Source organism: Hymenobacter mucosus, assembly GCF_900188255.1.
Classification (GTDB): Bacteria; Bacteroidota; Bacteroidia; order Cytophagales; family Hymenobacteraceae; genus Hymenobacter; species Hymenobacter mucosus.
The window spans coordinates 287,619-308,940 of record NZ_FZNS01000001.1 but is presented as its reverse complement, the minus strand read 5'-3'; the positions used below and the strand labels follow the sequence as shown (position 1 = coordinate 308,940).

The 21,322-nt window shown below is 55.1% G+C and carries 14 protein-coding genes; 8 read left to right on the top strand and 6 right to left on the bottom strand.

Features of this window, described 5'->3' with window-relative positions; translation table 11 throughout:
- The first annotated feature begins 10 nt into the window (after positions 1-10).
- Complete coding sequence (locus CHB83_RS01320; RefSeq protein ID WP_089331411.1) at positions 11-457, top strand: YybH family protein; 447 nt, start codon at positions 11-13, stop codon at positions 455-457.
- Between the two features lie 84 nt (positions 458-541).
- Here the strand turns inward: CHB83_RS01320 and CHB83_RS01315 are convergent, their stop codons facing one another.
- Together CHB83_RS01315 and CHB83_RS01310 are read right to left on the bottom strand one after the other, a co-directional pair.
- Positions 542-1,726 carry an App1 family protein gene (locus CHB83_RS01315; protein WP_089331734.1) on the bottom strand — a complete coding sequence of 395 codons (1,185 nt, stop codon included), beginning with the start codon at positions 1,724-1,726 and terminating at the stop codon, positions 542-544.
- A 178-nt stretch (positions 1,727-1,904) separates the two neighbouring features.
- Positions 1,905-2,714 (bottom strand): M48 family metalloprotease, encoded by an 810-nt coding sequence (locus CHB83_RS01310; protein ID WP_089331410.1) that lies wholly within the window; start codon positions 2,712-2,714, stop codon positions 1,905-1,907.
- Positions 2,715-3,032: 318 nt separating this feature from the next.
- Here CHB83_RS01310 and CHB83_RS01305 point away from each other — a divergent pair, with 318 nt between their 5' ends.
- Positions 3,033-4,157, top strand: a complete 1,125-nt coding sequence (locus tag CHB83_RS01305) for a DNA topoisomerase IB (protein ID WP_089331409.1) — start codon at positions 3,033-3,035, stop codon at positions 4,155-4,157.
- Positions 4,158-4,254: 97 nt separating this feature from the next.
- On the opposite strand, the gene CHB83_RS01300 is transcribed toward CHB83_RS01305, so the two are convergent.
- Entirely contained in the window at positions 4,255-5,853 is a 1,599-nt protein-coding gene (locus tag CHB83_RS01300; RefSeq protein WP_089331408.1) for a hypothetical protein, read from the bottom strand.
- A 232-nt stretch (positions 5,854-6,085) separates the two neighbouring features.
- On the opposite strand from CHB83_RS01300, the gene CHB83_RS01295 reads away from it, so the two are divergent.
- Positions 6,086-7,627: a hypothetical protein gene (locus tag CHB83_RS01295; protein WP_089331407.1), complete on the top strand. Its 1,542-nt coding sequence runs from the start codon at positions 6,086-6,088 to the stop codon at positions 7,625-7,627.
- Between the two features lie 588 nt (positions 7,628-8,215).
- Here the strand turns inward: CHB83_RS01295 and CHB83_RS01290 are convergent.
- The 3 genes from CHB83_RS01290 to CHB83_RS01280 form a co-directional block, all read right to left on the bottom strand.
- Positions 8,216-9,700: an exonuclease domain-containing protein gene (locus CHB83_RS01290; RefSeq protein ID WP_089331406.1), complete on the bottom strand. Its 1,485-nt coding sequence runs from the start codon at positions 9,698-9,700 to the stop codon at positions 8,216-8,218.
- Between the two features lie 171 nt (positions 9,701-9,871).
- Complete coding sequence (locus tag CHB83_RS01285) at positions 9,872-10,342, bottom strand: ferritin-like domain-containing protein (protein ID WP_045688690.1); 471 nt, start codon at positions 10,340-10,342, stop codon at positions 9,872-9,874.
- 209 nt (positions 10,343-10,551) lie between these two features.
- On the bottom strand, positions 10,552-11,736 hold the full coding sequence (locus CHB83_RS01280; protein WP_082455670.1) for an AI-2E family transporter: 1,185 nt from the start codon (positions 11,734-11,736) through the stop codon (positions 10,552-10,554).
- A 190-nt stretch (positions 11,737-11,926) separates the two neighbouring features.
- On the opposite strand from CHB83_RS01280, the gene CHB83_RS01275 reads away from it, so the two are divergent.
- The 5 genes from CHB83_RS01275 (at position 11,927) to thrS (ending at position 21,275) form a co-directional block, all read left to right on the top strand.
- Positions 11,927-13,843: a DNA topoisomerase IV subunit B gene (locus CHB83_RS01275; protein ID WP_045688695.1), complete on the top strand. Its 1,917-nt coding sequence runs from the start codon at positions 11,927-11,929 to the stop codon at positions 13,841-13,843.
- A gap of 239 nt (positions 13,844-14,082) precedes the next feature.
- Positions 14,083-16,935 (top strand): DNA gyrase/topoisomerase IV subunit A, encoded by a 2,853-nt coding sequence (locus CHB83_RS01270; protein ID WP_089331733.1) that lies wholly within the window; start codon positions 14,083-14,085, stop codon positions 16,933-16,935.
- Between the two features lie 179 nt (positions 16,936-17,114).
- Positions 17,115-17,930, top strand: a complete 816-nt coding sequence (locus tag CHB83_RS01265; protein ID WP_089331405.1) for a tetratricopeptide repeat protein — start codon at positions 17,115-17,117, stop codon at positions 17,928-17,930.
- 79 nt (positions 17,931-18,009) lie between these two features.
- Positions 18,010-19,167: a tetratricopeptide repeat protein gene (locus tag CHB83_RS01260; protein ID WP_082455668.1), complete on the top strand. Its 1,158-nt coding sequence runs from the start codon at positions 18,010-18,012 to the stop codon at positions 19,165-19,167.
- A 158-nt stretch (positions 19,168-19,325) separates the two neighbouring features.
- Complete coding sequence (gene thrS, locus CHB83_RS01255) at positions 19,326-21,275, top strand: threonine--tRNA ligase (RefSeq protein ID WP_089331404.1); 1,950 nt, start codon at positions 19,326-19,328, stop codon at positions 21,273-21,275.
- Positions 21,276-21,322 lie beyond the last annotated feature (47 nt).

The window sequence follows — 21,322 nt, the reverse complement described above, 5'->3', positions numbered from 1 at the left end:
ATTGGCGGCCATGACACGATTTGCCTTTCCACTTGCCCTGAGCGGGCTACTGACGGCTTGCGCGCCCGCCGCCCAGCTACCGCCTACCAGCGCCATCCGCAGCGAAATTACCCAGGTGCTGAGCGCGCAAACCGCAGCCTGGAACCGTGGCGACGTGCAAACCTTCATGCAGGGCTACTGGCAAAACGACTCCTTAGTGTTTATTGGCAAGAGTGGCCTTACCTATGGATGGCAGCCTACCCTCGATAACTACCGCCGGAGCTACCCCAACAGCGCCGCCATGGGTCAGCTAGACTTTACGAAGCTGAGTATTCAGCCCTTGAGTGCCGATGCGGCCCACGTGATTGGCCGTTGGCACTTGGCTCGGCCCACCGCCGGCGACTTGCAGGGACACTTTCTGCTAGTATTTCGTCGTATCAAAGGCCAGTGGGTCATTGTTGCCGATCATTCTAGCTAGCCGACACCCGAATAGAAATAAAACAGCCCGGGCTGCTCAGGTATGTTACCTAGGCAGCCTGGGCTGTTTTTCGGTAGGGGATACCTACTTCATCACTGGCTGACCGGAGCCTTTGCCATCTAACTCGCCGTTGTCGTCGGGTTGTTCGTCTTTCTGCTTCTCGGCTTCTACAGCCGAAACAGCTTCTTGGAAAACTAGGCCTGCGCCGGCTGCGTGCTCGGCGGCTTGCACGGTGTCTTTCACCAGTAGCATTTCCACCTTGTCGGAGCGTAACTCCTCCGATACGCGCGCCACCATGGCCGAGCGCTCCGGCAAGTTCACGTCACGAATGTAAATGGCAAGGATACGCCCAGGGTGGCGCCGCACTACCTCGCGATAAATGTTGGCATCCTCCTGACCCGAGTCGCCGATGAGCACGAAGGGCAGTTTAGGATAAGTGAGCAGGAGGTTGTCGATTTCCTTGAGCTTGTGGCCATGGTGGGCCGAAGCATCGCCCGCCTTTTTGCCGCCCAGTGCCATATCGCGCAGCAGTAACGGTCCGGGAGGAATATCGTTGAGGTTGAGAAAGTCTTCCAGCAGATCATAGAGGTTCCAAGGCGAGCTGCTCACGTAGAAGAATGGGTTGTTACGCTTGCCGTTACGGCCTAGCTGTAGCTGGCGGTAAAACTCAGCTACTCCCTTAAAGGGCAGGCGTGAGCGGGCGTTGCGTAGCAAAACCGTGCGCGCCATACGCAGCAAGTCGGTAGCCGAAGTCTGAATAACAGTATCATCAAGGTCGGAGATAATGCCGTACTCCGCATCGGCGGGCGGTATCAACACCATAGCTTGGGTAGCGAGCTGGGCGGGCAAAGGAAACGGAGCAGGTACCTGCTGCACGGCCACGTCAACGGGGTACCAGAGGTAGTCGATAGGCTCGGGGAGAACTTTGGGTTCCAGGTTTAGGGTGAAGTAGCCCTCTTCGTCCGTCACTACGGGATGGGCCGAGCCATCGGCAGGGCGCACATCTAGCACTGCCCCACTGATTTCGTTGCTATCAAAGCGGCGGTACATGTTCAGCAAATTGTGCCAGCGCGAATCAGACGGGTCGGGCTCCCCAATGCCTTTATCAGTCAGGAGCCGCCCTTTTACATACAGCCGGTCGGGCGTGCCATAGCTCCGGTACGATACTACCTGTAAGGGATGAAGCAACCCGAGACGGGCCCGCGCCCGCGTCAGTACATCATCAGCCCGTTCCGACCAGTCACTGAGTTTGTTGAGTAAAGATGCCATGTACGTGTAAGGATGGAGAATTTCCAGTAACGGTTGAGCGGGCCGTGGAGTTAGGCTACGGGCCTTAAATTCCTGTTCAGCTTCGCCAGAGTAGTGCGCCTCTAGGTTGCTCTTCCCCATAAAAAAAGCCAGCTACCTCGGCAGCTGGCTTTTTTTATGGGGAATGGCTTCGCGAGAACTAAAGCAGCGACTTCAACTCGTTGAAAGCAGCACTGCTGGAAGTTCGGTTGCGGCAGTTCAGCTGCGTGGCCTTGGTTTGGATGGCCTCTACCCGTGAACCAGGGTTGGGATGGGTGCTCAAAAACTCGGGGGTGCTGGCGGTAGCTTCTTTTTCGGCTTTGATGAAGAAGCCGGCGGCACCGTCGCAGGCGTAGTAGTTGGTGCCATTGAGGTAAACGACAGAATAGTCATCAGCTTCTTGCTCGTAGTCGCGGCTGAACTTGAGCTGACCCAGGCCGGTAGCAATTTGCGCAAGCTGACCGGGGTTGTTGCCTAGGAGCACGCTGAGCAGCAGGTTGATGCCGTACTGCTGCTGCAACTGCCGGGACGTATGGCGCCGGTCGGCGTGGGCAATTTCGTGCCCCAGCACTCCTGCCAGTTGCTCCTCGCTGTCGAGGTATTTGATGAGACCAGAAAATACGTAAATGTGGCCGCCGGGAGTAGCAAAAGCATTCAGGGTGTTATCATCCTTAATGATCTGTACGTCCCAGGGAAACTCAGTGCGATACTGCAGTTGTCCCGAGTTAAGCACGCGCTCCACTATCTGATTGAGTAGAGCGTAGGCGCGGGCGTTCGACGTCTTTTCCAGCAGTTGTCTCTTGGCCCGGTAGGTAGAGTCGGTGGTGCGCGCTACTTGTTCGCCCAGGGCTTTGTCATCTTCTACCGAAAATAGCAGCACCCCGTCCCCGTCTTTCGAGCAGGAAGCTGCAGTGCCAAGAGTAATTAGCAGGCCAAGGAATAGCCAAGGTTTAAGAAGGTAATGACGCATGAAATAAGGAGAGGGTTGGGGAGTGAAGCGGTTGGATTATGCCCAGGCGAGTAGAAAAAACGGTGCCAGAATGTGGCTGCTGCGGTACGCTAGTGCCCGTGGTAGAGTTGTCGCCGCGCTCATCTTTCTTCTATCCAACGGAAAATCAGCCCGAAAAATATGGCTGCGAGTAAAAGAATGAGGCCAGTTCACCTGACCTACCGAAGCGGATATTAGCAATGGAGCCGGGCTGGGCTGGGGCAGTATTAACTTCCGGATGAGCTTTTGCGTAGGACCTGAACCCGCGGCTCCTTTGGCTGGCGGGTTTTTTGTTCTGCCATGTCTGCCACTACCTCTGCCCGCCCAAAAACCAAGAAGAAGCGCCTAGAGCCCCTTGAAGAGGCTCACGTGCTCTATAAGGACCCCGCTCGCCAAGCTGAGCTGGCGGGCCTGCGCTACCTCACCGACGTGAAACCGGGCCATACTCGGATTGCCGGTTCCGACGGAGCCTTTGCCTACCATACGGCCAAGGGAGAGCCCATAACCGACGAGAAAACCCTGGCCCGGATCAATAGCTTTGTGATTCCTCCGGCCTGGACGGACGTGTGGATTTCGCCGTCGTCGAACTCCCATTTGCAGGTAACGGGCCGCGACGCCAAAGGTCGCAAGCAGTACCTCTACCACGCCGCCTGGGACCAAGCGCGCAGTCTAACCAAGTTTAGCCGTTTGCGCGCCTTCGGCGAGCAGCTGGCTACCTTGCGCCAACAAATGCACAAGGACCTAGCGCGCCCCCAACTCGACAAGCAGAAGGTCATTGCTTTGGTGCTTACGCTCATGGACCAGTCGTTTATTCGGATCGGCAACCGGGAATACGCCAAGAAAAACAAGACCTACGGCCTCACTACTCTGCGCGACAAGCACGTGCAGGTGCAAGGCAGCGACGTGCGCTTTGCCTTCGTGGGTAAGAAGGGGGTAGCGCACGACCTCACCATTCACGACCGAAAACTGGCCCGCCTCGTGCAGAAATGCAAGGAAATACCGGGGCAGCATCTGTTTCAATACTACACCCCCGACGGACACCGGCAAGAGTTAGAATCGGGCGACGTGAACGAATACCTGCACCAGGTAACGGGCATGGCCTTGTCGGCTAAGGACTTCCGCACCTGGGGCGGCACCGTGAAAATGGTGGAGTGCCTGGAGCGGGTATTGGATGAGGAACCTAACTTTCCCAAACCCAAAACCTTGAAACGGGCGGTGAAAGACGTAGCTGAAAACCTGGGCAATACCCCCAGCGTTTGCTCCAAGTACTACATTCACCCCCAAGTAGTGGAGTTGTTTAACTCAGACAAACTGATTGACTACCTGCGCCGTCACGACGCCGACCCCAGCGAAAATGACTTGCTTACGCCCACCGAGCATATGGTACTGGATATGCTGCAGGAGCTAGAAAAGCCAAAGCTATAAAACACAAAGTGCCCAGTACGAAAGAAGGGCCCCGGCTGAACCATGGTTCAGCCGGGGCCCTTCTTTCGTACTGGGTGTACTGTAGGATAACAGTAGCTTACCTTCCCGACCCGTCCCGGTCAAAGGCGTGGGAGACCACGCTATGCTCGGTGCGGTCTTTGGTTTCCTTACCGCCAATCAGCTCATTGTTGCGGGCGGTATCGAAAAAGCGGGTTTTCTTGCGCAAGCCGCCCACATGAGAACTATCACGCACGATGTCTTCATCGGGGCCTCCGTAAATATCGATGAAGGGTGACTTAGCTACCGAGCCGCTCACGATAAACTCGTCCTCACCCTGCAAGCCGTGCAATACCACCGTATGCGTATCGCGCGGGTTGAAGCGCCGTTGGTAGAGCAGGGGGGCACCTTGAGAGTCTTTGCCACCCTTGGCTTGCCCATATACGGAAACTACAGTAGCTGTATCATTTAGCCGCTCCACTACAAAGCGTTCCTCTTGGTCGGAGCCAGGTACTACCACCCGATGAGCCTGCAAGTGGTAGAATTCCTGAGCGGCTTTAGGGAGCTGAGCGCGACGCGCCTGCAGGTTTGCTTCCATTCGCGCACCTTCGCGCTGGTACACTTCTTTGGGCAGTCCTTGGCGCACGGCTTGTTTGATTACATCATCCGTAAGGCGCTGTTGCAAGTCCTTAGCGGTGCGCAGGTAGGCCTCTTCCGTCATACTAGCCAAGGCTCGTTCGTCTATGAACCGGGCGTTGCGAGTATAGCCCTCAATGCTTTGGTAGTGGGGCCCAAAAGTGCGGAACTTAGGCACTATGCGGCTGACTACCCACGAGAGCAGGCCATCATCAAACCGAAAAAATACTTGGTCCCGGTCTTTAGGGATGGGCCGCCATAAGCGGGTGCCGTCGGGTTGGGCGAAGGCCGCCCAGTCCCACTGCCCTTCGTGTCGGTCCCAATCTCCAATCCATAAATCGAGCAGCCGGGCCCGTAGGTAAGCTGATTCGTCGAGCCGGTTTTTTTGATTTTTATACCGCTCCGAAAGTACAACGTCACTTTCCTCAAACTCTTCAGCCTCGCGCAAGGCATCTACCCGGTCGTTCTTGTTTGAAAACTTATCCTCTAGCATAACCACATCGCCCTGCAAGCGCTCCGACGCCTGGCCAAGCCCTTGTTCATCGAGGCGCACGTAGTAGGGGCGCGGAGTAGTGTGCAGTACACCAGCCGCTTCCGCCAGCGGAGGTACCACAAAGGCGCCGTAGGGCATGCCCGCCGAGGTAGCATCGCGCACAGTGCCTAGTATAAAGCCCTGGCGCAGTACTTTGGGCAGGGTTTTATACGGGTCTTTGTCGATGCTGCGCAAGGCGTAGCTACGACCGCTCGGGTCTACCAGGGTCATGCTGGTAGTTTGGAATCCGCCCCCTAGCTTTTCAAACTTCAGCCCCCCTGCTACAACAGTAGCGGGCTTAAAGACGGGTAGGGTAACAGGTTGGCTCCACGTTTGGCGGTAGTGCGGGCCTAGCAGTAGTGTATGTAGGGGGCCGTGCTTGTAGTGGCGCCCCGCCGTCACGCGGGCACTATCGGCCCCCGGTGGAAGGGGTGCGGGGTAGGCTACCCGGGCATCCGGTTGAAAAAAGGTGTCGCGGGAGCAGCCCACCGCACCTAGTAGTAGCAGTGGCGGGAGGAGACGTAAGATCATGCAGGAGTTAAAAAACGCAGCTTATGTCCTTCAACGCAACTTGTCCTGAAAAGTCAACAGTGAGCTCAACAACCGTCAGCTCAACAACCGCAAGGGGCAAGTTTGCGCTATACAGGCGGCGCCACACGTGTGGTCCGGCCATCTTGTCCTTGTAATACCCACGTTTGTGCCTCATCCTTTATTTTCTTGGGTTGCTAAGGGGCGCCTACCAGCGGGCTTGCTGGGGTGTCTGATGCTGTATTCCTGTTCTTCGCCTGCCGCTCCTTCCACCACTGCCCTACCTGCCATACGCCCCGATTCTACCGTGGTAGTGGCCGCCGGTCCGCAGTACCAGCGCAGTGGCTTATATCGTTTCTTTTGGGGGCAGCACTACCGGGCCTTGTGGGCACTACCCGTCACGGCGCCGGTGTTCAACCTGCGCACAGCGGTTCCCGGCGGCCTCACGCCCATTCGGGAGGGAGGCTCTTTTCAAACCAAGAACCTGCGACTAGTGGATAAAAACGGAGTGCAGTACGTGCTGCGCTCGGTAGATAAGGACGCCACTAAAGCCTTGCCTGTAAGCCTACAGGGTGGCATGATAGGCCGCCTGATGAAAGACCAAACCAGCGTCATTCATCCCTACGGCGCTTACATAGTGGCACCCCTGGCCGACGCGGCGGGCGTGTACCATACCAACCCGCGCCTCGTGTACCTAGCCGACGACCCTGCTCTGGGGGAGTACCGGACGGCGTTTGCCAATGCGCTGTATTTATTTGAAGAACGGCCCGAGGGCGACCAGCGCACTGTCGCCAGCTTTGGGCGCTCAGCTCAGGTAGAAAGCTCACGGAAGGTATTCACCAACTTAGTAGCTAGCAACCAATACCGGGTAGATGCGCGCCAGTACCTCCGCAGCCGCCTTTTTGATATGTGGCTGGGCGACTGGAGCCGCCGCGAGGACCAGTGGCGTTGGGCTAGCTTCTCAACCGGTAGCGGCGCTACTGTGTACCGTGCCATTCCTCGCGACCGGGACCATGCTTTCTTTAAGTTCGACGATGGTTTCCTAACCCACATTATTGGGTGGGTGAAATCCAACTACCAAAGCTTCCACGAGAACATTCGCCTGCAAGATGTGGAGGGCCTGAATCGGGCGGCTTTGCCCATGGATAAGTCGTTGCTGGCTTACCTCACGCACGACGACTTCCGCCAAATCAGTGACTCGCTCCAGCGGCAGCTTACCGATCAGGTTATTGCAGATGCCCTGCACGTATGGCCCGCGGAAGTGCAGAAAATGAGCACGACAGAGTTCAACCAGAAGCTGCGTAGCCGCCGCGAGCAGTTGCCCGCTGTGGCCGACAAGTTTTACCAACTATTAGCCCGTGAGATAGAGCTTCCTGGTACAGATGAGGCGGAGCGCTTTGTGGTTGAAGCTGTGGGCACCGACAAAGTTCGGGTGCAACTGTTCCGCCTGCTGCCCCAGGGCGACCAGCTTATTAGCCAGCGTACGTTCGAGGCTCGCCAAACCCGCATTATTCGCATTTTCGGGCTGGGAGGAAATGATGCCTTCGAGGTGCGCGGTGCTCTTAGCTCCCAATTTACCATTAGCCTCTACGATGGCGCAGGTCAGGATTTGTTTACGGCTACCCTGGCCGCTGGTGCCTCCCCCCACGTTACAATATTTGATAGCGGGGATGGCAACATTCTCCGGGTCGCGGACCCAATTAAGGTAGAGAAATATCAACCTCAAGCCCAGGAGTTTGATGCGGCAGGCTGGTTGCTGCGTCACCGTCTGTTCTAGGCAAGGTGATAGGTGCCAACTCATTGAGTGGCTGGTGGAGTAGCCAGCAACTGCTCGTCATTCTACCAGCCCAGAAGCAATGAGGCATAATTGATAGCATTGGGCTCTAGCCCCAAGCGATGCAAGAGTTTACTGTTCCTGAGGTCCTTACCCTAACGTACCGTTCCGACCTGCATTTCTTGGTGGTGCGTTGGATGCGACCAGTGTTGGGTAGCGAAACCTGTTACAGGTACCAGCTAATCTTGGAAGGTGCCTAAGCGTGCCACTGTTCTTGCTTGCTGCTTAATGGTCGTCGCCTGCCCGCCGATGTCGAAACAACTCAGTGAGGGCTTCGAGAGTTTTCCGTGCTCAGTTCTTACTTGGGGCAGGCTGTGTAAAAGAGTCAATCACTGTCGCCTTTCTACCCAGAAATTACTCAGTTGTCGCCAGCATGTGCCCTGGCGGATGCCGATCCCATACGCGCGTACCACATGCCCGCTTCAACGATAAGATGCATGCTGCGCAATGGCCCCAAACAGCTCAATAGTATAGTGCCTCCTTTAGTATACCCAGCGCCAAGCTGTTTTAAAAGCAGGGTGAATACGTGCGCTACTTGAAGATTTTTACTTTGTCCTTGTGCTTGGTGCGCAGGTACTGCCGGATTATCTGCTGCACGTCCTTGTTGTCGTTGTAGCGGGTGATGACGTCCTTAAAGTCGTTGAGCTTGCGAGCCGAAAAGGTTTCGTCTACGTAGCCGAAGCCCAGGTAACGCCCGTTTTCAACCACCACTACGCTTTTCTCTGTAGCCGAACGGCCCGCTCCAGCTACTACAAACGAGCCGTGCTCATACGTAAACGACTCAATGGCCGCTTCTACCCGTTGGTTGTACTCCTCGGCTGGCTCTAACCCAATGCAGGCACCTTTGCAGCGGTGAACCTGGTAGTCGAAGCAAGAGCCGGTGGTTTTGTACAAATCACACATCTTCTGGCAGAGGTTAAACTTCGCTACCTTGTGAAAGAGGAACCCCTTGGCCTTGTACTGATTGCCAAGCGCAATCAGTGGGTGCGACTCAGCATGATCATCAGCGCGGCCGTAGTACAAGTGCTTGTAGCCATTCTCGTCGGTGCGCAGGAAAATGCCCGCGGGGAATACTGAGCGCCGCTGCTGACGATTGTAGAGGGGCTTCAGTCGCTTTATCTCATGCGATTCGTACAACAGCGCTACTAACTCCGAGCCCGTCAACTCCCATGTAATGTCCGAGATGGAGTTCTTGAACTCCAAGCTCTTGCGGGACTTGTAATCGACGGCGAAGTGCTGCTGGATGCGCTTATAGATATTGATGCTCTTACCCACATAAATCACCTCGCCCTGCTCGTTGTGGAAGTAGTACACGCCAGCCTCCTGTGGAAGGGAGGCTACCTTCTCAGGCGTGATATTTGGCGGTAGGAGGGCCGTGCGTATAGCTTCCTGCACGGCCTTCACTTTCCGGGGCGAGGGCTGCTTGGGTGTAGTAGCCGAACGGCCCGAGGGAGCGGTAGCATCTACCGCTGCTAGAGTTTCGGCGGGGGAAAGAGCCGGACTTTTGAGAGCTTCTTCCTGCTGGCTGATTTTAAGCAGGCGGTCGAACAGGATAGCAGTAGCCGCGGCGTCGCCGGCAGCGCGGTGCCGGTCGTGCAGAGGAATCCCAATGTTTTGGCACAGCTTCCCTAGGCTATAGCTCGGCTGGCCCGGCATTAGGGAGCGGCTGAGGCGCACCGTGCATAACGTTTTGCGCGAGTAGTTGTAGCCCAGATCAGCAAACTCCTTCTTCAGGAAAGAATAGTCGAAGCGTACATTGTGGGCCACAAATACGCAGCCTTCTGTCATTTCCACCACCTTGCGGGCCACCTCATGAAACTTAGGTGCGTCGCGCACCATATCATCATTTATCCCGGTGAGCTGGGTAATGAAGAAGGGGATAGACCGGCCAGGATTCAGCAGGGTGCTATACTCATCTACCACTTTATCACCGTCGTGAATGTAGATGGCAATTTCTGTGATGCGGTCCTGCGTGGGCTGCCCACCAGTGGTTTCAAGGTCGATGATGGCGTACAAATCGGGCGCGAAATCGGGTAATGAATGATGCTAATGCAATTGGTAACAAAGATACGCCCGAGAAAGGTTGCGTTTGGTGTATACTACCCCGAACAGCACTTGCTGCGCCTGGGCCACAACAAAAAAGCCCGCCGAAGGGGCGGGCTTTTTTGTTGTGCTTAACGAAGTTGCTTAGCGGTTGCCTTTCTGCTGGGTAATCCAGTTTTTAGCCGAAAGGATTTCGCTGTGCTGCTTCTCGATTACCGAGCGGGCTTCGGTAGGAAGCTCTGTCGATTTCAATGCCGTTTCGTACGAAGTCAGTGCCGTGGCGTCGCCGGTTTCGCACTCGCCTAGAATAGCAGAGTCGTCTTGGCCTGTAATGGCAGATTTGATGTTGATCCAGCCGCGGTGTACAGCTGCTGCCGCATCGGCAATTACACCTTCTACGGTGTTGCCATCTTCAGTTGAAATGCCATATTGGCTAGCATGCTGCGACAACTCAGAAGCAAACTGGGCGCGCTGCTGGCTTAGCTCGCTAAACTTCGATTTCAGATCTGGGCTGCTTACCCCTTCGGCGGCTTCCTGGTAGCCTTTGGCGGCCGTTTTGTTAATCTCTACGAGGTCGTTGTATGCGCGGGCGGTTTCGCCAGTGATAGTTGCCATGATGAACGGAATTAGGGTTGGATGGTAGTCGGTACAAAGACGCCGGAAGTGGCATCTGGGGGAGTATACCGCGGGTTTCCGCTCGAGGTTGCTAAAACCAGTGTGCAAAATTTCGGTGCGTCAGTGTGCGTTCTGCCTGAGGTATTTACGCGCAACGCCTCCACTGGCAGACCAATGGAGGCGTTGGAACAAGCAGCAGCAGCTCTTAATTAGGCTGCTTTACCGAGCATGCGGTGCCAGAGCTTTTGGATGCCGTTGGGTTGCTTGGTTTCAGGTTTAGTTGAGTCTTCGCCCTCGGCCGTGTCGCCTAATAAGAAGCCCCAAGGCTCAGTCACCTTGCTAGCATCTAGTACTACTTTAATTACTGCCATCAGCGGAATACTCAGAATCATGCCTGGGGTACCCCAAAGCTCTCCACCCAAGATTAGGGCCAGAATAGCGGCTAGGGGGTTGATGCTCACCTGAGAGCCGGTAATCATGGGTGTAATAAAGTTGCCTTCAAGGAACTGTACCACCACAAATACCCCAATTACCAAGGCGGCTTGTACCACGGAACCCGTTTCAACCAACGTAATAATGGCTGGTATGGTAGCTCCAATCATGATGCCGATGTAGGGAATCACGGCTAGCACAGAAGCGAAAATGGCAAAGAAGATGGCGAATTTCACGCCCAGCGCCACGAGCCCAATACCGTTCAGCACCGATACGATGATGATAACTTTGAACAGGCCCGAGATGTAGGCTTGCACAACGGTTTGAATGTTGTCGACTGTGTGCAGCACGCTAGTACGCTTATCGGGCGCCACAAACCGGAACATAAACTGGCGCAGGTGGTCCCGGTAGTACAGAAAGCAGAAAACGTAGATCAGCACCTGAGCCAGGTTTCCGAGTACGGCCGTGGTAGTATTAAGCGTAGTACCCAAATACGTTCCGCCTGATTTCTTCAGGGCCTTCACTGTGCTTTCCTTCAGGTCGTCAATGCTCATGGGCTCGTACCCGAACTTCAGGTGGGCCCATTCCTGAGTCTCATTGAAGAACTGGGTCAGTTTGACTTGCAGCTTGGGTATCTCATTTTTGAATTGAGCAAGCTGGGAGCCAAAGCCTAAGATAATGCCGGCAAGTAAGGCTATTACCAATAGCAAGCACACTATAATAGCTAAGACCCGGGGCATACCCCGAAGCTCTAACCACCGGCACACGGGTAGGAGCAGGAGCGTGAATACCCCGGAGAACAGCAGCGGGAGCAAGATATCGTCCAGGACTCGGAGGGAATACACTAACAGTACCGCCCCGATCATGAAGAAGGCAAACTGAATAATTGGCGTCTGCTTGACTACCGCACTAGGCTTATGACCAGAAGGCGGCAAGTGATGTTGACTGGCAGGAGGAAACATTTGCTAATAAAATTGGGATTAAGAACGTGCTGAGAAAGAGGCTGGGTTAGGCTTTTTGCCTTTTTTATGGGAACAAACGCGGTAGGACCTGGGTTGGGAAAAAGAAAAATGCTAACTTAGCTAGCGAAAGTAGAGCGCGGAAAAGGCCAATTTTCTGTGTTATTTTACCTCAAATTTGATTACCGATTTCATGGCTGAAGAACAAGTACCTGCTACCCCCGACCACGGCTACACCGAGGACAGTATCCGCTCCCTGGACTGGCGCGAGCATATCCGGCTGCGCCCGGGCATGTACATCGGCAAGCTCGGCGACGGCACCAGCTACGATGACGGGATTTATGTGCTCGTGAAGGAAGTCATTGATAACTCCATTGATGAGCACGTGATGGGCCACGGCCGCACCATTGAAATCAAGATTTCGGAGCAGCGGGTGCAAGTGCGCGACTATGGCCGTGGCATCCCGCTGGGCAAAGTGGTGGAGGTAGTAAGTAAGATCAACACAGGCGGCAAATACGACTCGAAAGTCTTCCAGAAGTCTGTGGGCTTAAACGGGGTCGGGACCAAAGCGGTTAACGCCCTCAGCAATTACTTTTTGGTGCAGAGTGTACGCGAGGGGATGATGAAGTCGGCGGAATTCTCGCAAGGAGTCCTCACCAGTGACCCCAAGCCGGTGAAAACCAGCCAGCGGAACGGTACGCTGATGACCTTCCAGCCCGATGAGTCGATTTTCCGCAACTACCGTTTCATTCCGGAGTACCTGGAAAATCAGATCTGGAACTACGTTTACCTGAACGCCGGACTGACCATCAACTTCAACGGCCAGAAGTACTACTCGCAGAACGGCCTGCTGGACCTATTAGCTCGTAAAGCCGATCCGGAAAGTCTGCGCTACCCCATTATTCACCTTAAAGGGGAGGATATCGAATTAGCCCTTACCCACGGCAATGACTATGGGGAGGAGTATTACTCCTTCGTGAACGGGCAGTATACTACCCAAGGTGGTACGCACTTGGCCGCCTTCCGCGAGGCGGTAGTGAAGACACTGCGCGAGTTCTACAAGAAGGATTTCGATGCGGCGGATGTTCGGGCCAGCATTGTAGCAGCCATTTCGGTGCGCGTACAGGAGCCTGTGTTCGAGAGCCAGACGAAAACCAAGCTTGGCTCAATCAACATGGGGCCGGATGGGCCGACGGTACGCGGGTTCATTCTGGACTTCGTAAAGGAGCACCTCGACAATTACCTCCACAAAAACCCAGCTGCGGCAGAAGCTCTCAGAAAGCGCATTGAGCAGAGCGAGCGGGAGCGCAAGGACATGGCGGGGGTGAAGAAGCTGGCCAACCAGCGTGCCAAGAAAGCCAACCTGCACAACCGCAAACTTCGGGACTGCCGTTTGCACCTAGACGAAACCAAAAACGAGGAAAAGGCACTGCTGACTACCTTGTTTATTACTGAGGGTGACTCTGCTTCGGGCTCCATTACAAAGAGCCGCAACGTAGAAACGGAGGCTGTCTTTTCCCTGCGTGGTAAGCCCCTGAACTGCTTTGGCCTGAAAAAGAAGATTGTATACGAAAACGAGGAATTAAACCTCCTGCAGCACGCCCTCAACATTGAGGAAGGCATTGAAAACCTGCGCTACAACCGCGTGGTAATTGCCACCGATGCTGATGTGGACGGTATGCACATCCGGTTGCTGCTGCTGACTTTCTTCCTGCAGTTCTTCCCCGATTTGGTGCGCAACGGGCACGTGTACATTCTGGAAACGCCCTTGTTTCGCGTCCGCAACAAGAAGACGACTATCTACTGCTACAACGAGCAGGAAAAGCAGACGGCTATGCGCCAATTGGGTCGCAACCCCGAGGTGACGCGCTTTAAAGGGCTAGGCGAAATCAGCCCCGACGAGTTCGGTAAGTTCATTGGCGACAACATCAAACTGGAACCCGTGATTCTGCAATCTGACCGCTCCATCCAGCAGGTGCTGAACTACTACATGGGTAAGAACACACCAGCCCGGCAGGAATTCATCATCGAAAATCTGCGTTTAGAGAAAGATCTGGTGACGTCTGATGTATTGCCGCTGGCCGAAGTAGCCGAGGCAGATCTGGCGTAGCACACTGGGCGGTGGAGCTTCGCTGCCGCCCAGTACGATGAGCCTAGCTTTTTAACCTTCTTCCTCACTGATAACCAGGAGGTAGGAGAGAGGTACAAGAACAATAATTGTGGCAAGTGCCACCCCCTACTGTGTCAGAAGAAACGAACCCCCAAGACCTAAACCACGACGAGCAACCGAACCTGTTTGGGGCCGGCGACTCCATTGAGTTTGGGTCTGCGCCGCAAAACCCGGCGGATATGGACGCGGAAGATGCCGCAGCGGCTCAGTCTGTAGTGAGCGAGGCTGGTGAACTGTTGCTGGCTGAATCGTCGGACGAGGTGCACACCGTGACCGAGCCGGAAGCTGTGACGGAAGAAGCCGAGGAGGAGCCCAAGTTTGCGCCCGGCGAAACCATTCACGACGTAGCTACTGTGAATGGCATGTACCAGAACTGGTTTCTGGATTATGCTTCCTATGTGATTCTGGAGCGCGCCGTGCCGGCTATTGAGGACGGCCTGAAGCCCGTGCAGCGGCGCATTTTGCACGCCATGAAGGAAATGGACGATGGCCGCTTCAACAAGGTAGCCAACGTCATTGGGCAAACTATGCAGTATCACCCCCACGGCGACGCCTCCATTGGCGACGCTATGGTGAACCTAGGCCAGAAGGATTTGCTGATTGAAACCCAAGGCAACTGGGGCGATATCCGGACGGGTGACGGTGCGGCTGCTCCGCGTTACATTGAAGCCCGCCTGAGCAAGTTTGCGCTAGACGTGGTGTTCAATCCTGACATTACGGAATGGCAAATGAGCTACGACGGCCGTAAGCGCGAGCCTACCACGCTACCCGTGAAGTTTCCTTTGCTGCTGGCCCAAGGAGTAGAAGGCATTGCAGTGGGCCTGAGTACCAAGATTATGCCCCACAACTTTCGTGAGTTGTGCAAGGCTAGCATTGACGTGCTGCGGGGCAAGGATATCCAGCTATTCCCGGATTTCCCCACCGGGGGTCTCTGTGACGTGAGCAACTACAATGGGGGCCTGCGCGGCGCCAAAATTCGTCTGCGCGCTACCATTGAAAAGGCCGACAAGACCATGCTGGTCATTCGTGACATTCCGTACGGCACCACCACCACGGCGCTGATGGAAAGCATTGTGAAGGCGTCGGAGGCCAATAAGATCAAGATCAAGAAGGTGGTCGATAACACGGCGGCCCAGGTAGAGATTCAGGTGCACTTGCCCACGGGCGTGAGCCCCGACCTCACCATGGATGCCCTCTACGCCTTTACTGATTGCGAAATCAGCATCTCACCCAACACCTGCGTGATTATCGAGGATAAGCCGCGCTTTGTGGGGGTAGAAGATATGTTGCGCCTAAGCACTCAGAAAACACTGCGCCTGCTGGAGCGGGAGTTGGAGATTCGCCAGGATGAGCTGCAGGAGAAGTGGCATTCGGCTTCGCTGGAGAAGATTTTCATTGAAAACCGTATCTATCGTAAAATCGAGGAGTGCGAAACCTGGGAGGAGATTCTCCAAACCATTGATGCGGGCCTGAAGAAATTTGTGCGCATTGAGGAGGAGAAGTCCAAGGCCAACGACACCCGTATTGTACTGCGGCGTGCCATTACGGAGGAGGACCTCACACGCCTGACAGAAATTCGCATCAAGCGCATCAGCAAGTACGACGGCTTTAAGGCCGAAGAATTTATCCTGAAGCTGGAGGCGGAGCTAGCCGAAGTAGCCGACCACTTAGTGAACCTTACCCGCTACGCCATCAATTACTTCGAGGGCTTGCTGAAGAAGTACGGTACAGGCCGGGAGCGGAAAACTCAGTTGCGCACCTTCGACGTGGTAACGGCTCAGAAAGTAGCCGTGGCCAACCAGAAGCTCTACGTAAACTACCAAGATGGCTTTGTAGGGTACGGTCTCAAGAAGGACGAGAAAGCCGTAACCGTATGCGACTGCTCGGACCTGGACGATATCATTGCTATCCGCCGCGACGGTACCTTTGTGGTGTCTAAAATTGCTGAGAAAACCTTTGTTGGCAAGGACATTCTCCACGTGGGCGTCTATAATAAGAACGACGACCGTCTGGTGTACAACATGATTTATCAGGATGGCACCTCGGGCATCAGCTTTGCCAAGCGTTTCCTGGTCACGGGCATCACTCGTGATAAGGTTTACGATCTGACTAAAGGCACTAAGGGCACGAAAGTGCTCTACCTCACGGCTAACCCCAACTCGGAGTCGGAAATTGTGAGTGTGCAGCTGTCGGATAAAGCACCAGCCCGCGTAAAACTGTTTGATTTTGACTTTGCTGAGCTAGCCATCAAAGGCAAAGGCTCCATGGGTAACATCGTAACTAAGCAGCCCATCAAGAAAATTAAGCAGGAAGTTCTGGGCGACTCCACCCTGGGCGGTCGGGAAGTGTTTTTCGACAACGTAGTCGGACGCCTCAACCATGCTGGTCATGGCCGCTACCTCGGTGCTTTCGATACAGAGCACACCATTTTGGTGGTGTACAAAGACGGTACCTACGAGGTAAGGGCTCCTGAGCTAATGCATCACTTCGATGTACCCAACATCATGGTGCTTCGCAAGCTGGAAGCAGATACGGTCATCAGTTGCGTATATGTAGAAGGGGAGTCGAAGACGCACTATGTGAAACGCTTTAAGGTAGAAACCAGCACTCTCGATAAGCGCTTTATCTTTATTTCGGAAACCAAAGGCTCGAAGCTCGTGTGCGCTACTTGCCACCCTGAGCCACAGGCCGAAGTGAAGCTACAGCGCGACAAGAAAGCCGACAAGGAAAATGAGCACCTTCACCTCCACGAGTTTATCGACGTGAAAGGGTGGAAGGCCATGGGCAACAAACTGAACTACTTCAAAGTGCACGGTGTAGCTCTACTCACCGATGAAGGCCCAGAGCCTCAGCGGCGCGAGGTAGCTAAGAAACGTGGTCCGGCCACCATTCCGCGGCCCAGCGCCGCCGCTTCCCCTCCCGAACAGGCTCCCTTACCCGAGCTAACAGGCCCAGTAGATATTTCAGAGGCCGATATTGCCCAGGCCCAGGCCGTGCTTAAAACACCGAAGTCCCAACTCAAGCTATTCTAAGATCGAAAGCCCCACCTGCTATACGGGTGGGGCTTTCTTTTGTGGGATGGGTAGCAAGCATACACCTAAACGGTACGGTTACCGTTGTGCTAATGATTTTAAGGAAAAACCCCAGCTTTGTGGGGTTATCGTGCTCTATGTTGCGCTCAGGTTGTTTTTCGGTACTACTTAGGGTAGGGATGGGGCTAGCAGTTGCCTTTCCGGCGCAGGCACAATTGGCTACCTCCGTGTCGCCGGACACTCCGCCCGATGCCTCGATAGCAAAGCTGCTGACCGAAGCACAAACTTTGCAAACACAGTACCACGAGTCGGAAGCGTTGGCTAAGTACGAGCAGGTATTAAGTAAGGCCCCCGCTACCTATGAAGCGCTGTGGCAGGCCGCCGTGCTTAGTGTGCGAATAGGAGCGCGCTACACCGATGAAACCCGGAAAGCCGCGTACTTCTCGGCTGCCCGTCTTTACGCCAACCGGGCGCTGGTAGTAAAATCCAACGGTGCAGAAGGGCACTACGCGGAGGCCTTGGCCCTGACCAGCCAGGCCACCTTACTAACCGCCCGTGGTCGTTTGCTGGCCTACCGCGAAATGAAACCCCACGTGTTCATGGCCGTGGCGCGCCGCCCCGATTGGGCCGACGCTTGGCAACTGCTAGGTCGGTGGCACTACCGTGTTGACCACTACAGCCTACTAGAGCGCATCTTCAGTCGGCTGTTCCTAGGCGGTACGCCTAGTGGTGCTGGTACCCGCAAAGCCATTGACGCCCTAGTACGGGCCCATGAATTAGATCCGAAACGCATTCAAGTGTGCTATGACCTTGCCCGCGTCCATCTCAATCAAGGGCAGCGCAGTAGGGCCGTAGCCGTGCTACAGGAAGCCGTAGCCCTTACGCCCGTAACAGCCGAAGAGCTAGAAATAAGTCGGCGCTGCCGACTCTTGCTGGCCCAGTTGAACCGTCAGCTCCACCGGCAAGTCCAACGCTACATCCGTAGCAAAAACTAAAGGACTATAGTAACACCTAAGGTTTTCTACTCCCCGGCAAAACAGGGTTGCTGTAGCTGCTATGTACCTTTGCTGATCTATGCGCTGTTCTCGTTTTCACTTTCATCTTTCCCGCCTCGTCCGCCACTGCCTTTTGCAGTGGTTGCCCGTGGTAGGCTTGGCGCTCAGTACCGGGTGCGGGCAAGAGCCCGACGAGCAGCCTGAGGTTATGATTAATCTAGCGACGGTGCAGAGTGGCCCTCAAATACAAGCCGCCGAACTAGACGGTGCTATTACTCGCCAGCCCCGCAATGCGTCCCTCTACGCTCGGCGGGCGGCTTTCCGCCTCGATGCCGGACAGGTAGCGCCGGCCCTCGAAGATATCAATCAAGCGCTGGAATTAGATGATAGCCCTGGCGAGTTCTACTTCATTAAGTCGCGCGCTTTGCGGGCGCAAGGACGGTTGCAAGCTGCCCTAGACGCCGCAAACCAAGCCTCCCGGCGCGGCTTTTCCTCTCCCGATCTTAACCTGCTGGTAGGAGAAACCCACTTGGCCGCGCGGCACTACCAAGAAGCCCTCGATCAGCTTGACCGTGCCTTGCAGCAAGAGCCCGATCATAGTGCGGCCTTGTTTTATAAGGGTATTGCCTATGTGGGACTGCAAGATACGGTTCAGGCCCTGGACTACCTCCGAGCTAGCCTCGCCCGCGACCCCCAACAGCCGGAGACGCTACACCAACTAGCTTTTCTCTCGAATGCTTTCCGGCAGCCCGATAAAGCAGCTGTTTACGCCGCGCGAGGCCTGAAAATTGCCCCAACGTATGGCCCATTGTGGTACGACTATGGTCGGCAGTTTGAGTTACAAAACCAGCCCGATAGTGCCGTGCGTAGCTATGTTCGCACGGTGCAGCTCGATACAACCTTCTACCGCGCCGATTATCGTATTGCGTTGACTGCGTTCAAGAGCAGACGCTACGCTCAGGCGGTGCCCCACCTGCAACGGGCCCTGCGCCGCTCGCCTCGGCTAGTAGGAGCCCGACAGATGTTGGCAGAGAGCCTGGAAAGCCTCGGCCGCTACCCCGAAGCTGCCGATCAGTATCGGCTGCTGGTAGCAGAATATCCCGGTAACCGGCACTGGACCTATAAGGCCTGGAAAGTAGGAAATCGGGCGAAAGGAGTTGTTGTAGACGAGACCCCTCGGCAGGCTGTGGAACCTATCGAACCCATTACAGTGGAACGGCCAGGTACAGGATTATAGTTAAGTACGTGGCCCCATTACCCTCAAATTAAGCCAAGCTTATTGGTTTAAGTCTGAATGGGCGTGGAGAGCAAGGAGGGGATTTCCGCTGCGCTAGCAACTAGAAACTCCTAACTTGCGGCCTCACGGCTGTTTGTATAGCCATTATCAACCCACACATGCTCAATATCACCCTCCCCGACGGCTCAGTGCGCCAGTTTGTAGATGGCGCCACGGGCTACGACGTTGCAGCCGGCATTAGCGAAGGCCTTGCCCGTAATGCTCTCGGCGTACGCGTCAATGGCGAAGTGCGCGACCTGCACCGCCCCATTGAACAAGATGCCAAAGTTGAAATTCTGACGTGGAATGATACCGATGGTAAGTCGTCGTTTTGGCACTCTTCGGCTCACCTAATGGCCGAAGCGCTCGAAGCGCTGTACCCCGGCGTGAAACTGGGTATTGGTCCGTCCATTGAGAACGGCTTCTACTACGACATTGACTTAGGTGAAGGCCGCGCCATCTCTACCGAGGACTTCCCGGTTATTGAGAAGAAGATGCTGGAACTAGCTAAAAACAAAAGCAAGTTCGAGCGCCGTTCAGTAAGCAAGGCCGATGCTATTGCATACTTCACCGAGAAAGAAGACCCCTACAAGCTAGATTTGCTGGAACGCCTTGAGGATGGTTCCATCACATTCTATCAGCAGGGCGACTTCGTGGACCTCTGCCGAGGGCCGCACATTCCAGACACTAGCCCTATTAAGGCAGTAAAGCTCCTGAACGTAGCTGGTGCTTATTGGCGCGGCGACGAAAAGAATAAGCAACTCACACGTATCTACGGCATTACGTTCCCCAAAGCGAAGGAGCTAACCGAATACCTAGAAAAGCTGGAAGAAGCCAAGCGCCGCGACCACCGCAAATTGGGCAAAGAGCTGGAGCTGTTTACCTTCTCTGAGAGAGTAGGGGCGGGGCTTCCGCTGTGGCTGCCCAAGGGCACTGCCCTGCGCGAGCGGCTTGAGCAATTTCTGCGTCGGGCGCAGATGAAAGCTGGCTATCAGCCCGTCGTGACGCCTCATATCGGCGCCAAAGAGCTGTATGTAACGTCGGGCCACTACGAGAAGTACGGTGCCGACTCGTTCCAGCCCATTAAGACGCCAAACCCGGGCGAGGAGTTCTTCCTCAAGCCCATGAACTGTCCCCATCACTGCGAAATTTACCGCAGCAAGCCTCGCTCATACCGCGACTTGCCCGTGCGCTTGGCCGAGTTCGGCACAGTGTACCGCTATGAGCAAAGCGGTGAGTTGCACGGCTTAACTCGGGTGCGCGGTTTTACGCAAGACGACGCCCATATCTTCTGTCGGCCCGATCAGGTGAAGGAAGAGTTTCTCAAGGTAATCGACATCGTGCTTTATGTGTTGAAAGCCTTAGATTTCCCGGATTTTACAGCCCAGATCTCACTGCGCGACCCCGAGAACAAAACTAAGTACATCGGTTCCGATGAAAACTGGGCCCGGGCTGAAGCCGCAATTCAGGAAGCCGCTGCTGAGAAAGGACTTAGCACCGTAACCGAACTTGGAGAAGCAGCCTTCTATGGTCCCAAGCTTGACTTCATGGTTCGGGATGCCTTAGGCCGGAAGTGGCAGTTGGGTACCATTCAGGTAGACTATAACCTGCCCGAGCGCTTTGACCTGGAGTATGTGGCGCCTGACAACTCCCGTCAGCGGCCAGTCATGATTCACCGTGCTCCGTTTGGTTCGCTAGAGCGCTTTGTGGCGGTGCTAATTGAGCACTGCGGTGGTAACTTCCCCCTGTGGTTGTCGCCCGAGCAGTTTGCGGTATTGCCAATCTCAGAGAAATACCACGACTACGCTCAGCAAATCTACGACCGGTTGCAAGCGGCAGAGCTACGTGGGCAGGTAGACCACCGCGACGAGAAAATTGGTCGCAAGATTCGTGACGCCGAAGTTTCCAAGGTACCCTACATGCTGATTGTAGGAGAGAAGGAGCAGGAAAACGGGGTTGTTTCCGTGCGCAAACACGGGGAGGGCGACCTTGGATCCATGCCCGTGGAAGAGTTCATCCGCAGCTTCCAGCAGCAGGTGAACGATATGATGGATGGTAAAACTGCTTAAGTAAGCGCGGTAAGCAAGATAATCCCAAGCTAAACGGACGTCAGGTA